The sequence below is a fragment of the Enterococcus sp. 12F9_DIV0723 genome, assembly GCF_002174375.1.
Classification (GTDB): domain Bacteria; phylum Bacillota; class Bacilli; order Lactobacillales; family Enterococcaceae; genus Enterococcus_A; species Enterococcus_A gilvus.
In genome coordinates, this window is record NZ_NIBK01000003.1 from 163,812 (window position 1) to 176,522 (window position 12,711).

At 42.6% G+C, this 12,711-nt stretch carries 16 protein-coding genes; 14 read left to right on the forward strand and 2 right to left on the reverse strand.

Translation table 11 applies throughout. The annotated features are described in order from the left end of the window. Positions 1 to 91: 91 nt before the first annotated feature. From A5868_RS18075 to A5868_RS18105, 5 genes are all read left to right on the forward strand, one after another. Positions 92 to 445 (forward strand): class Ib ribonucleoside-diphosphate reductase assembly flavoprotein NrdI, encoded by a 354-nt coding sequence (locus tag A5868_RS18075; RefSeq protein ID WP_086306353.1) that lies wholly within the window; start codon positions 92 to 94, stop codon positions 443 to 445. 316 nt (positions 446 to 761) lie between these two features. Further along, positions 762 to 1,187, forward strand: a complete 426-nt coding sequence (locus A5868_RS18085; RefSeq protein ID WP_086306355.1) for a sigma-70 family RNA polymerase sigma factor — start codon at positions 762 to 764, stop codon at positions 1,185 to 1,187. After that, positions 1,184 to 1,414, forward strand: coding sequence for a helix-turn-helix domain-containing protein (locus A5868_RS18090; RefSeq protein WP_086306356.1), 231 nt, complete (start codon positions 1,184 to 1,186; stop codon positions 1,412 to 1,414). The genes A5868_RS18085 and A5868_RS18090 overlap by 4 nt, the downstream gene beginning before the upstream one ends. A gap of 536 nt (positions 1,415 to 1,950) precedes the next feature. Beyond that, the gene (locus tag A5868_RS18100; RefSeq protein WP_086306357.1) at positions 1,951 to 2,151 is read left to right on the forward strand and encodes a DUF3173 domain-containing protein; all 201 of its coding nucleotides are present in this window, start codon (positions 1,951 to 1,953) and stop codon (positions 2,149 to 2,151) included. A gap of 26 nt (positions 2,152 to 2,177) precedes the next feature. Next, a complete protein-coding gene (locus A5868_RS18105; RefSeq protein ID WP_086306358.1) occupies positions 2,178 to 3,389 on the forward strand; it encodes a tyrosine-type recombinase/integrase in 1,212 nt (403 codons plus the stop codon). Between the two features lie 48 nt (positions 3,390 to 3,437). Here the strand turns inward: A5868_RS18105 and guaA are convergent, their stop codons facing one another. Continuing rightward, positions 3,438 to 5,006, reverse strand: a complete 1,569-nt coding sequence (guaA, locus tag A5868_RS18110; protein ID WP_086306359.1) for a glutamine-hydrolyzing GMP synthase — start codon at positions 5,004 to 5,006, stop codon at positions 3,438 to 3,440. A 56-nt stretch (positions 5,007 to 5,062) separates the two neighbouring features. Beyond that, positions 5,063 to 5,986 (reverse strand): type I pantothenate kinase, encoded by a 924-nt coding sequence (gene coaA, locus A5868_RS18115; protein ID WP_086306360.1) that lies wholly within the window; start codon positions 5,984 to 5,986, stop codon positions 5,063 to 5,065. Between the two features lie 411 nt (positions 5,987 to 6,397). Here coaA and A5868_RS18120 point away from each other — a divergent pair, with 411 nt between their 5' ends. The 9 genes from A5868_RS18120 to A5868_RS18160 all read left to right on the forward strand — a co-directional run bounded on the left by A5868_RS18120 (position 6,398) and on the right by A5868_RS18160 (position 12,703). Then, positions 6,398 to 6,958, forward strand: coding sequence for a GrpB family protein (locus A5868_RS18120; RefSeq protein ID WP_086306361.1), 561 nt, complete (start codon positions 6,398 to 6,400; stop codon positions 6,956 to 6,958). Between the two features lie 54 nt (positions 6,959 to 7,012). Beyond that, a complete protein-coding gene (locus tag A5868_RS18125; protein ID WP_086306362.1) occupies positions 7,013 to 7,594 on the forward strand; it encodes an SGNH/GDSL hydrolase family protein in 582 nt (193 codons plus the stop codon). A 4-nt stretch (positions 7,595 to 7,598) separates the two neighbouring features. Next, a complete protein-coding gene (locus A5868_RS18130) occupies positions 7,599 to 8,198 on the forward strand; it encodes a class I SAM-dependent methyltransferase (protein ID WP_010779511.1) in 600 nt (199 codons plus the stop codon). A gap of 138 nt (positions 8,199 to 8,336) precedes the next feature. Beyond that, a complete protein-coding gene (locus A5868_RS18135; RefSeq protein ID WP_086306363.1) occupies positions 8,337 to 9,284 on the forward strand; it encodes a sugar-binding transcriptional regulator in 948 nt (315 codons plus the stop codon). Between the two features lie 33 nt (positions 9,285 to 9,317). Then, positions 9,318 to 10,184, forward strand: a complete 867-nt coding sequence (locus A5868_RS18140) for a helix-turn-helix transcriptional regulator (RefSeq protein ID WP_086306364.1) — start codon at positions 9,318 to 9,320, stop codon at positions 10,182 to 10,184. Between the two features lie 56 nt (positions 10,185 to 10,240). Beyond that, positions 10,241 to 10,714 carry a hypothetical protein gene (locus tag A5868_RS18145; protein WP_086306365.1) on the forward strand — a complete coding sequence of 158 codons (474 nt, stop codon included), beginning with the start codon at positions 10,241 to 10,243 and terminating at the stop codon, positions 10,712 to 10,714. 179 nt (positions 10,715 to 10,893) lie between these two features. Next, the gene (locus A5868_RS18150; protein WP_086306366.1) at positions 10,894 to 11,694 is read left to right on the forward strand and encodes an SDR family oxidoreductase; all 801 of its coding nucleotides are present in this window, start codon (positions 10,894 to 10,896) and stop codon (positions 11,692 to 11,694) included. 105 nt (positions 11,695 to 11,799) lie between these two features. After that, positions 11,800 to 12,213, forward strand: a complete 414-nt coding sequence (locus tag A5868_RS18155) for a PTS sugar transporter subunit IIA (RefSeq protein ID WP_010779516.1) — start codon at positions 11,800 to 11,802, stop codon at positions 12,211 to 12,213. A 1-nt stretch (position 12,214) separates the two neighbouring features. Then, complete coding sequence (locus A5868_RS18160; RefSeq protein WP_010779517.1) at positions 12,215 to 12,703, forward strand: mannose/fructose/sorbose PTS transporter subunit IIB; 489 nt, start codon at positions 12,215 to 12,217, stop codon at positions 12,701 to 12,703. Positions 12,704 to 12,711 lie beyond the last annotated feature (8 nt).

Sequence of the window (12,711 nt, forward strand, 5' to 3'; positions counted from 1 at the left end):
TAAGTTAATGAGTTATATTCCTATCATTGGTTTGGCAGTGTGGCTAACACTAAAATTATTGAAATAACTTTAAATGAAAGGTGTGTAGTTAATGTTAATTGTTTACGATAGTTTAACTGGTCTTGGAAAGGAATTTTCAGAATCACTTGGTTATCAAAGCCAACCTGTAAACGAAAAATTATCTGAAAAATGCATTTTAGTAACCAGAAATGTTGGTGCAGGGAAAATTCCAAGAACTACAAAAAAATTCATTCGAAAGAATAAAGAATTAATAATAGGTTTTGTTAATAATGGAGATCGCAAGAAACATGGCAAAACATTTTGTGGTTCTAGCGATAAACTTGTAAAGGAGTACGGGATTCAGTTAATAAAAAATATTGAAGGATCTGGAAATACTGAAGATATAAGGGATGTAAAGGCATTTATCGCCAATAACGAAAATTGAATATGCCGTAATTACTATAGTAGGAGGTCAGTATTATTATGCTACTACTTATTAACCCGAAAAAATACTCAATAACTGATACTCCCATTTAAACAGTATAAATTTCCACAAAAATCGACTAAACGCATTATATACTTATATAAGGCACATAAACAGATGAGTCAGTCTGTTTATGTGCTTTTTTTGCTCTTTCTAAATTTCTTTTTATTTGTTATAGGAATAAATGCAACAAATCCCCCTTTCACATTGGGAGTAAGAGTGAAAGGAGATACAACGAGCAAAACTCACTTCCTTTCAAAGAAAGGGGGTGAGAAACATGAAACCATCTTCTTTTCAAGAGAGAATTGAACATCAATTTGATTATATCTGTATTCGAGCTATGGACGACGAGCGGAAAAATTATTTTCTTTATCTTTCAAGGCTGGCAAAACGTGAAGTGTCCTTTTCGGATATTGGTGATTATCTCGTCAATCAGTTTGCGTCCACAGATATTTACACAACTGACTTTCAGATTTTCACACTCAATGGAATATCGGTCGGTGTTGAGAACGATTTATTGAGTGAAGCATTGCGAGAATTGCCAGACAAGAAGCGTGAAATCCTACTGCTGTTCTATTTTATGGACATGAGTGATTCAGAAATAGCAGACTTGTTGAAATTGAACCGCTCTACTGTCTATCGGCATAGAACCAGTGGACTAGCCTTAATCAAGAAGTTTATGAAGGAGGAAAACGAAGAATGAGAAAAGAATATTCCAGAGTTGCGTTTCCACTCATTGTAAAGGCTTGTGATGGCGATACGGAAGCAATTAACCAGATTCTTAATTATTACAGAGGGTACATCGCCAAGCGCTCTCTAAGTCTGATGAAAGATGAGTATGGCAATCAAAGTATGGTTGTTGATGAAGTTTTACGTGGACGAATGGAAACCAGATTGATTACAAAAATTCTGTCATTTGAAATCAAGTGACACTGATCATTCTCTCTTTTCATGGAAGTGCGGACAACCGTTCCACACTTCCTAATTGGGGAGGTTTGTTATTCCATTAAAGCATATTGCCTTTCGGTATGTTTTGACGGGCTAATAAGCCAGTAGTTCTTTGAAAATTAAATAAAGCAATCGAATACATTTCGATAAGAAAAGAGCCAGTGAAGCTGACCGCCATGACCTGTCTAAAGATAGTGAGCGATTCAGTCAGTGATCCGAGAAACAATCTTTAGCAGGATTGCCAGCGATGATGTTCTTATCGTGATAATGATACTCCCGTACAGCCACAGTCCGAGCGTGAACAAACCGTCGCAGGCAATGGGTATGGCTACATGATAACCATGCAGGGGTGAAATTCCCGTGAGCTTTGCTAAAGCTGTTCGATTGCTGGAAAATCCCAAAAATAAACAAAGTGTGCTTCTATTCTCCTTTGGATAGGAGCATACTTGTAATAAAAATTTGGTATAATTGTAGGTGAATATTGGAGTTTTCCTAGCCTACAATGGAAAGGAGCTAGAATGATTACAGTCACTAAAAAGGACTTAGTTGCGCTAGGATATGGAAATTCTTTTTCAGCGGATATTATTAAACAGGCAAAAGAACTGATGATCTCAAAAGGTCATACGTATTATCAATCCAGAAAATTGGACAGAGTGCCTCGTGAAGCTGTCGAAGAACTTCTAGGAATTCACATTGTAGAGAAAAACAGGTCTGATTAGTTTTTGCACGGTAAGGAGTAAAAACTATGACGAAAGATCCGATTAAGAAAGCCAAGAATGGTACGTACTATTTTCGAGCTAATCTAGGTTATGCTGGGAATGGTAAGAAGATCCAAAAATATCGAAGCGGATTTAAAACAAAGAAAGAAGCCAAAGAGGAATACTACAGGCTTCTGTTGATGAAGCCTGATGAATTCGAATCCTCAGAAAACAAAATGCTATTCAAACAGTATGTAGAAGAATTGTTTCTTCCTTGGTACCGTTCAAAGGTGAAAACGCGAACGTATGAGAATCGATTACACAGTGTCTTAAAACACTTTCCCTACTTTTATAAGATGGCAGTGTGTGATATTGAGCCCATCCATGTTCAGAAATGGCAGCTAAAGCTTTCAACGAACTTAAAGCCATCTTATGTGCGTTCGATACAAGGTTTGTTCTCGCTCGCCATGGATCGAGCCGTTATCCTTGGTATTGCCCTAACGAATCCATCAAAAATTATCGGCAATGTGAAGAAACAAAAACAAGAAGTGGACTTCTGGACAAAAGAAGAATTTGAAAAAGTCATTTCATTGATTTATAAAGAAGACTTTTATCAACATTTTTTGTTCATGTCTTTGTGGTTGTTGTTTATGACAGGCATGCGGATTGGTGAAGCAACAGCGGTTCAGTGGAATGACCTTGATTTTGAAACGGGTGTCTTGTCGATTGATAAATCGCTCTATTACAAGAACCAAAATTATTACTGCTTTACGGAACCGAAAACCAAAGCCAGCGTGCGCCACATTGTACTCGATAAAACCACCTTGGCTCTATTGAAGGAATGGCGAAATGTTCAACAGAAAGTGGTTGAAACAGGATTCATTATGAGTTACAACGGCATTCCTACGCAGAAGTATACCATCGCACATGCCATTGAACGGTATGCCAAAAAAGCAGGTGTTCACCGTATCCGAATTCATGCGCTACGTCATTCTCATGCTTCGCTCTTAATCAGTATGGGAGAAAATCCCTTGATTATCAAAGAACGTCTCGGACATGAAGATATTGAAACAACTTTAGGAACCTATGGACACTTATATCCGAATAGCAACTTTCAAGTAGCGGACAAATTGAATGGCATTCTAGACTTTGAACCAGCCAAACAAAACTTTGATACGTCCCCCAGAAACCAGTTTACCGTTGATTATCTAAGACGGACAGAAAAGAAAAAGTGCAATGAAAGTGCAATGGCAAAATAAAAAGAGCCTGAAACCCTTGGTATACAAGGATTTCTGACTCTCCTGCGACTACTCCCACTCCACAGTAGCAGGTGGCTTACTCGTAATATCATACACGATCCGATTGACATGAGAGACTTCATTCACGATCCGAACAGAAATCTTTTGCAAGACATCCCATGGGATACGTGCGAAGTCTGCGGTCATACCGTCGATGGAAGTGACAGCGCGGATACCGACTGTGTAGTCGTAGGTGCGGCCGTCGCCCATCACACCGACTGAACGGATGCCTGGTAGGACAGTGAAGTATTGCCAGATGTCGCGGTCAAGACCGGCGTTGGCGATTTCTTCACGTAGGATCGCGTCTGATTCCCGTACGATCTCTAGTTTTTCTTCGGTGATTTCACCAAGGACGCGGATACCTAGACCTGGTCCTGGGAATGGTTGGCGCCAAACGATGGAGTCAGGCATGCCAAGTTGTGTTCCTAATTCGCGAACTTCGTCTTTGAATAGGGTATTTAATGGTTCGATCAATTCGAACTGCATGTCTTCTGGTAATCCACCTACGTTATGGTGAGATTTGATTGTTTGCGCTGTTTCGGTACCAGATTCGATCACATCGGTATAAAGCGTACCTTGAGCTAAGAAGGAAATGCCTTCTTGACCAGCAAGTTTGGTTGCTTCGTCGTCGAATAGGTAAACGAATTCGTTCCCAATGATCTTACGTTTTTTCTCTGGATCAGAAACGCCGGCTAATTTATCTAGGAAACGGTCACGGGCATCGACCTTGATGATGTTTAGGCCGAATTTACCGCCGAGTGCTTCCATCACTTGTTCGCCTTCGTTTTTACGTAATAGACCGTGGTCTACGAAGATCGAGGTTAATTGATCGCCAATGGCTTTTTGTAAAAGCACACCTACGACAGATGAGTCCACGCCGCCTGATAGACCAAGCAGGACTTTTTTGTCGCCGACTTGTTCGCGGATTTTTGCGACTTGCATCTCGATAAAGTTATCCATGCTCCAGTCGCCTTTACATTGACACACATCTAGGGCAAAGTGACGTAACAGTTCGTTGCCGTATTCTGAATGGCGCACTTCTGCGTGGAATTGGATGCCGTAGAAGTTGCGGTTGGTATCTTGGATCGCTGCGATCGGGCAGTCTTTGCTGGTGCCGACTTTTTCGAAGCCTTCTGGGACTTGAGTTACTAAGTCGCCGTGGCTCATCCAAACAGTTTGTTCTTTTGGTGTGCCGGCAAATAGAACGGCATCATCAGAGATGACTTCTAAGGTTGCTTGACCGTATTCGCGGTTTTTCGCAGGTTCGACTTTTCCGCCTAAGTTGTACGTGATCAGCTGCATGCCGTAACAGATACCTAGAACGGGAATGCCTAGTTCAAAGATTTTTGGATCGATGGAGAAGGCTCCTTCGTCATAAACACTGTTAGGACCACCGGATAGGATGATTCCTTTTGGATTCATGGCTTTGACTTCTTCAGCAGTGATGCGGTGGCTCATAAGCTCTGAGAAAACACCGAATTCACGGATACGACGAGTGATTAATTGGTTGTACTGGCTACCATAGTCAAGTACGATGATTTTTTCTACGTTTGTCATTTCGGCAGAAACGTTTGTCACAATTATTACCCCTTTTCAAGTTTTATATATAAAAGAAAGCAAGCTTTCCTTATAAGCTAGTATTTACGCAAATAAATTTCATCAATAATATGATGCTTTGCCTTGTGCAAGATAATATCAGCTCGGCCTCTTGTTGGCAAGATGTACTCTTCTAAATTCTTCAAGTTCACATTTTTCCAAACGTCTTGGGCCATGGTCAACGCTTCTTGGCGATCCCCAATGGCATACTGATAATAGTAATTGTCAGGGTCTTTAAAGGCGGTATCTAATAAGGATTCGAACCGTTCCAAGTACCAGCGTTCGATCATTTGCGGATCAGCATCGACAAACAGCGAAAGGTCAAAAAAATCGCTGACGTAGATTTGCTGGTTGGCAGGGAGCTGCAAGGTGTTGATACCTTCCACGATCAAGATATCTGGTGAATCGATGGTTTCAAATTCGCCTTCGACGATATCATAAACATCATGAGAATATTTTGGAATGGGAATGTTCTCTTTCCCCGACTTCACTTCATTCAATACATCGATCAGTTTCTCCATATCGTAGCTTTCAGGAAATCCTTTGCGATTCATGATTCCGCGTTCTTCTAAAACGGCGTTTGGGTAGAGAAACCCGTCTGTGGTGATCAATTGTACGTTTTGATGTTTGAACAAGCGGTCTAATAAGGTTTGCAATAAACGAGCGGTGGTGCTTTTTCCAACAGCCACACTACCAGCGATCCCGATGATAAATGGCGGCATTTTTACATAGCGGTGCAGAAACAACCCTTTGCTTAAGGTCAGTGATTCAAAATCCTTCATATATAGGTGGATCAGGTGACACAATGGCACATAAACATCCTCCACGTCTTTCATGGAGATGCGGTCATTCAAACTTTTGATGCTATCCAACTCAGCTTGGGTCAACGGCGTATTTCCAGGTGTGTAGAAATCTTGCCATTCATTCCGGGCGATCCGGTAATAATTCCCTCTTTCGTTCATAGCAGCCTCCTTATTCATAGTAAGGTATTCATGCTGTTTATCATTCTGTAAATGGACCTCATTCATGGAGATAGAATTGCCGCCTGTCCTCCTCTAAAAGGAGACTCGGCAACGGAACGCGTAAACAGACATCCTTTGATAACTGCGCTTATTCTAACACAAAAAACGTAGTCAGAATCGCTCCAACTCCAAGAAATCCGAATATTTTCCCTTAAAAAAGAGCTATAGGTCATTCTATCCGAAAAAAACAGTAAAAAGCTATCAGAATGGTAGGAGTTTCATCATATTTTTAGTTGGGCGGGAGAAAATAATCGGGATATTAAGAAAATTAAAGGAGCAGCATAAAAAAAGTGTATGATAGAAGAAATAAAATCAAAGAAAGCGGTGAGGACTATAAAAGAGTTGTCAGATATGACGTTGGAAGAATTGTGGCAATTGTTCCCGATCGTTTTGGACGAACACGATCCGAAGTACGCAGAATGGTACGAGGAAGAAAAACACAAGTTACTGGAATTGTTCAGGGAGTTTGATGTCCAGCGGATCACGCATATCGGCAGTACGTCTGTAGAGGGATTGATCGCGAAGCCAATCGTAGATATATTGTTGGAATTTCCTGTGGATTATCCACTGGAACGCATCGCTGATTTGCTTGAGGCGGATGGCTGGACGGTGATGGCTAAGGACGCAGAAAACCAAACGCTGGATTTGAACAAGGGATACACACCTGCTGGGTTTGCGGAGAAGGTGTATCACCTACATGTGAAAACGGTGGGGGACTGGGATGAATTGTATTTTCGCGATTATTTACAGATACATCCAGAAATCGCAGAGCAGTATGGGGTGTTGAAACAATCGTTAAAGGAAAGGTTTGAGCACGATCGGGATGCCTATACCGAGGCGAAAACGACATTTGTACAGAAATACAGCCAAAAGGCGAGAGACGAGTTCGGCCCGCGCTATTTGGCTGAATAATTTTCGTGTTTCATGCTATGATAGAACCGATACTAGCGCGAGGAGGACAACGTAATGAAAAAAATCGTTTTATTTGGCGATAGTTTATTGGCAGGTGTCATGAATGGTGAAACCAGTGATATTTTGGACACATATATCATTGATGAATTGACGGAGATGGGCTTTCCAGGCTACTCCATCGTGAAATTAGGAAAACGAGGCGAGACTTCTTCAGATGGTTTGGCTCGAGTTGAAGAGGCTGTGGATGCTGAGGGTGATTTTGTTGTGATCTCGTTTGGAACCAATGATTCTTTGACACACGAGAATTCACTGGAAGCTTTTGGTGAAAATTTGAAAGAGATGATCGAATCCTTTGACGCGTCAAAAGTTATTTTATTGACGACTGGCTACATCAACACAGCGGTTTATACTGCGGGCGACAACGAGCGGCAGCAGCTTTTTGCGCAGATGGCAAAAATGGTGGCGGCAGAATCAGGCGTGAATGTGATTGACCTCTATCATCATATGACGGTTTATCCAAAACCCAATGAGTTCGTCCAATCCTATGACGGTCTTCATCCATCAGAAGAAGGCTATCATTTCTTAGGCGCACTGATTGCACGAGATATCAAAGAAATATTACTAGCAGAAGGGTAGAATTATGGCAAATCATTATTATTCCGAAAATCCTGAGACCGCACACGACCTGCATCAATGGTCTTTTGAATTGGCAGGGAAAAATTTTCAATTTGTAACAGACAGCGGGGTGTTCTCGCGTGATACAGTGGATTACGGCTCACGGGCGTTGATCGAACATTTTGACGCGAGTGAATTACCTGAAGGGACCTTGTTAGATGTCGGCTGCGGGTATGGCCCGATCGGGATGGCGTTGGCTTATCAGACGGGGCATCCTGTTGAGATGATCGATGTGAACAATCGAGCGGTGGAGTTGGCACAAGGCAATGCGAAACGAAACGGCATTGAGGCGGATATTCATCAATCGAATATTTACGAAACGCTGCACCAAAAGGAATACGCGGCGATCATCAGTAATCCGCCGATCCGTGCAGGAAAGAAAGTCGTTCATCAAATATTAAGCGAGGCGGCACCTTTGTTAAAAGAAGGCGGTACGTTGACGATCGTTATTCAAAAAAAACAAGGGGCACCGAGTGCGAAAAGTAAGATGGAAGAGGTCTTCGGCAATGCGGAGATCGCAGCAAAAGACAAAGGGTACTATATTATTCGCAGCGTAAAAGAATAGAAAATGACTCTCCCGTTCGTTCAGCTTTTGTCGAACGGGATTTTTCGTGATGGAAAAGGCTTGCAAGTTCGATAAAAGACACGCTATAATCACATTAACTCATGTTTTTCACAAATGTGATTTGAGAGGAGTGAGTCCATGCAAAAAGAAGAAGATAAATTATTGGTTCGTATTGCTGAAATGTATTACCAAGAAGATAAAAATCAGAGTCAGATTTCTAAAGAGCTGAATATCCATCGCAGCACGATCAGTCGTCTGCTGAAGCGTTCTCGTAATGAAGGAATCGTCAACATCTCGATCAATTATGACAAGGCAGGAACGTATAGTATCGAAAAGGAGCTTCAAGAAAAATTTGGTCTGGAAAAAGCGATCATCGTCCAAGCGGGCACAGATCTAAGCCGCACGCAAAAGGATAAGTTATTGGCTCAAGGCGTAGGGGAATACATAACAGAGATCATTAAAGATGAGATGATCTTTGGGTTCTCATGGGGAGAGACGATGGCTGCTATCCCAGAAGGATTAGGTCAATACGATGCCGAGAATATTTTGTGTGTACCGATGATCGGCGGGCCCTCTGGACGCCTCATCAGTGATTTTCATGTCAATACGATCACGTATGAAGCATCGAAAAAATTGAATGGTCGTGCCTTGTTGATTGATTCGCCGGCTTTTCCCGAAACAGTCGCGTTGAAAAAGGCATTGATGGAGAACGAGTTCAACCAAGAGCTGATTGATTATTGGCGGAAGATCGATGTGGCGATTTTAGGGATCGGTTCTCCTACGTTAAAGGCGAGTGAAAGCTGGAAGCAGTTTTATGGAGAAGATGTTTTGACGTATTTAGAAGGTAAAAAGGTAGTCGGGGATGTTGTTTCCCGCTTTTATAATATCGAAGGCGAACACATCGACAATACCTTAGATGACCGATTGATCGGGATCGACATCGCTGAATTAAAACGAGCACCGTATCGAATCGGTGTAGCAGAAGCAGTGGATAAAGCCGACGCGATCGCCAGTGCACTCAAAGGCCGCTACATCAATGTATTGGTCACGACAGAAGAAACGGCGCAGGAAGTATTGAAAAGATAGGGAAACCTGTCTTTTTCTATTTAAGGAGGAGCCATGCAAGTAATTCGATTGCTTCAAACGACCTTGATTTTATTGAGCCGCAAGCAAGTAACTGCAAAGGAATTGGCGGAACGTTTCCAAGTTTCAGTTCGAACGATCTATCGCGATGTGGATGCACTGAGTTTAGCGGGCGTGCCTGTGTATGCGAATAAAGGGCGCAACGGCGGGATTTTTCTGGATGACTCTTATCAGGTGAGCCACGCGTTGATTGAAAAAGAGGAGCAGGACGACTTGTTTTTAGCGCTGCATTTGCTGCAATCAGTAGGGTTGGCTGACACAGAAGAGCTGCTGAAAAAAATGGGGACAGTCTATGATTGGAGCGAGTGGCTGGAGGTCGATCTGAGCCAGACAGAAATTACCAGTCAGACATTCGAAAAAATCAGAGAAGCGTTATTCAATCATTGTGAAGTCGACTGCGTGTATCACACGGAATATGGGCAAACACGTTTGTTGTCTTTGGCGCCTAAACGTGTGCTGTATAAGTATCAGACCTGGTATTTGCTAGCCTTGGAATTGAGGAAAAAAGAATGGATGCTCTTTCCTCTCAAACAAATCAAACAAGTTGTTTTAAAGGAGCGGATCACTTACGACTTTCCTGAAGAAGTCGTAGTATTTCCCCGGTTATCTGTCCAATTGCGCTTCAGCAAGCGGATCGCCTATAAAAAGTATGCCGAGTTTGCGGATTTTGAGTGGCAGGATAACATTGACAGCAGCTTTGATGCTGCCTTGGAGTTTGCGGAATTTGACGATCTGTATCGCTTTTTGATTCCATTAGGGAAAAATGTCGAAATTCTCGGACCAAGCTGGATTCGCGAAAAAGTCCTCAATCACGTCGCCGCTTTTTACGAAAATCATTTTTAATATGACATGTTCTGGCAACTTGATTCGATAAACTAAGAGAAAAGGAGGAGAGGAAGATGCACTTCGAACAAATCGTAAAACCAGAACAATGGATTCTTTCCCAAAGCTTCACCGTAAAAGTTGAGGAGATCCCACAGGTCATTGGTCCCACCTTTATGAAATTAGGAGGATTTATTCAGGAGCAAGGGATACAGATTCTAAGCACGCCCTTCGTGTCGTATAAGAACATGGACGAAAGCGGCGGAGTGGATGAAACAAGTGTCAAGATGGAAGTCGGATTTCCTGTCGCAGAGGAAGTGAAAAATGCTTCTACGATTGCCAGTGACAGCTATTTTCTACCGTCCTATAAGGCGCTGTCTCATTTGTATGTTGGAAGATACGAGGAGATGACCGATCCTTATTTCGCCATGCTGGATGAGATCAAGCGGATCGGCGGAAAATTTATCGGCACGTCGTATGAGTACTACCTTAGCGATGAGGAGATTCCAGCAGAGCAGCAAGAGACGATTATGGAATTGGTTTATGAATAAGCATGAAAGCCACTCGGATAAGTGTAAAGCTTATCCTTTTTTTTGTACTTTTTGGCACTTTTGTGATTTCGTTTTAAAAAAGTTGCAAAAAGTGATTGACAACGTTTTCTTTTGCCTTTACTATAAAGGTGCAACAAATGTTAAATTCAAATCACAAATGTTAAAAAGGGGCGTTCACGATGGATTGGTTAAATGTTCAGGGGAAAACAGTCGTTGTCACAGGAGGGTCATCTGGTATCGGAGCGGCCATTGTTAAAGAATTATGCGAATTGGGAATCAACGTGGTCAATGCTGATCTGCGAGAAGGTGCATTCACACATGAGAAATTGGTTTTTAGCCAAACGGATGTGACTTCTCCAGAATCAGTTAAAAAAACAATCGCTACTACCGTTGACAAATTTCAAACGATCGATGCAGTGGTTAATAATGCAGGAATCAACATCCCGGCACTATTGGTCGATGAGGAAATGACTGAAGACGGAAAATTTCAAATCAACGAGCACATTTTTAATAAGATGATTGCTATCAATCAAAAAGGGGTTTACTTGATGGGCCAAGCCGTTGGTCGAGTAATGGTGAATCAAGGCTACGGCGTCATCATCAATATGTCTTCAGAATGCGGACTAGAAGGGTCAGAAGGTCAAAGCGTATACGCAGCGACCAAAGCGGCGGTGAACAGCTTTACACGTTCATGGGCGAAAGAATTAGGTAAAAAGGGTGTTCGTGTCGTTGGTATCGCTCCGGGAATCATGGAAGAGACGGGGCTGCGCACGATCGAATACGAAACGGCACTGGCGTATACTCGAGGAATTTCGGTGGAGCAGCTGCGAGCGGGTTATACCAATACAAAGACGATCCCGCTAGGTCGCGACGGAAAATTGCGTGAAGTGGCTGACCTAGTCGCATACTTCATTTCTGGACGCTCAAGTTACGTGGACGGTGTGACGGTCAATGTTGCTGGAGGCAAGACAAGAGGGTAATCACTTTTGCTCCACTGAAACTAGCAATCGGTGGAGCAAAATGAAGATTTAAAAAGTTGTTGGTGCAACGTTTCGCAGATCAGGAAAACGACTAAGGAGGGACATATGAACAAAGTAATTTTGGTAGCACACGGGAAGCTGGCCCACGAAATGAAAAATTCAGCAGAAATGATTTTTGGGGCATTGCCAGATTTTGAATCCGTGGAATTTTTGAAGGAAGAAGGGCTGGACACGATTCAGGAAAAAGTTTTTGCAGCGATGAAGGATCAGGAAGCGTCCTATCTAGTATTGACGGATTTATTTTGCGGCACGCCTTATAACGCCAGCTGCGCGGTGGCGATGAAGCATCCAGAGCGTGAGATCGAAGTCGTGTCGGGCATGTCGCTGCCGATCGTCTTGGAGGTAGCCAGTATGCTGGGAAGTCGTTTGCAGGATATTGTGAATCATGCTACAAGTATTCCTTGCGATACGGTGAAAGCGTTTAAGCAGCAATTGATTGAAGAAGAGGAGGATTTCTAAGATGAAGATCAACTTAGCACGAATTGATGATCGTTTGATCCATGGGCAGGTGGCAACGGTTTGGGCGAAGGAAGCAGGGGCAAAACGAATCATTGTGGTCAGTAAAGAAGTGGCGAATGATGACATTCGTAAAACATTGGTAAAGCAAGCAGCACCTCCTGGAATCAAAGTAAATATCGTTGATCCGGAAAAGGCAATGAAGGTCTATCACAACCCAAAATATGCGAGCGAAACAGTCTTTTATTTATTCACGAACCCAATGGAAGTGTTGGAATTGGTCGAAATGAACGTGCCGATCACATCTATCAACATCGGAGGGATGCAATTCAAAACGGGACGCACGCAAATCACCAAAGCTGTCTCTGTTGATCAAACAGAAGCAGATGCATTTCGCAAGCTGGAGGCATCAGGTGTGGAGCTGGATTTACGGGTCGTGGCGACCGATCCAAAAGGTAATTTTGAAGAAAAACTGAAGGAAGCCGGATTTTAACTAGCGAT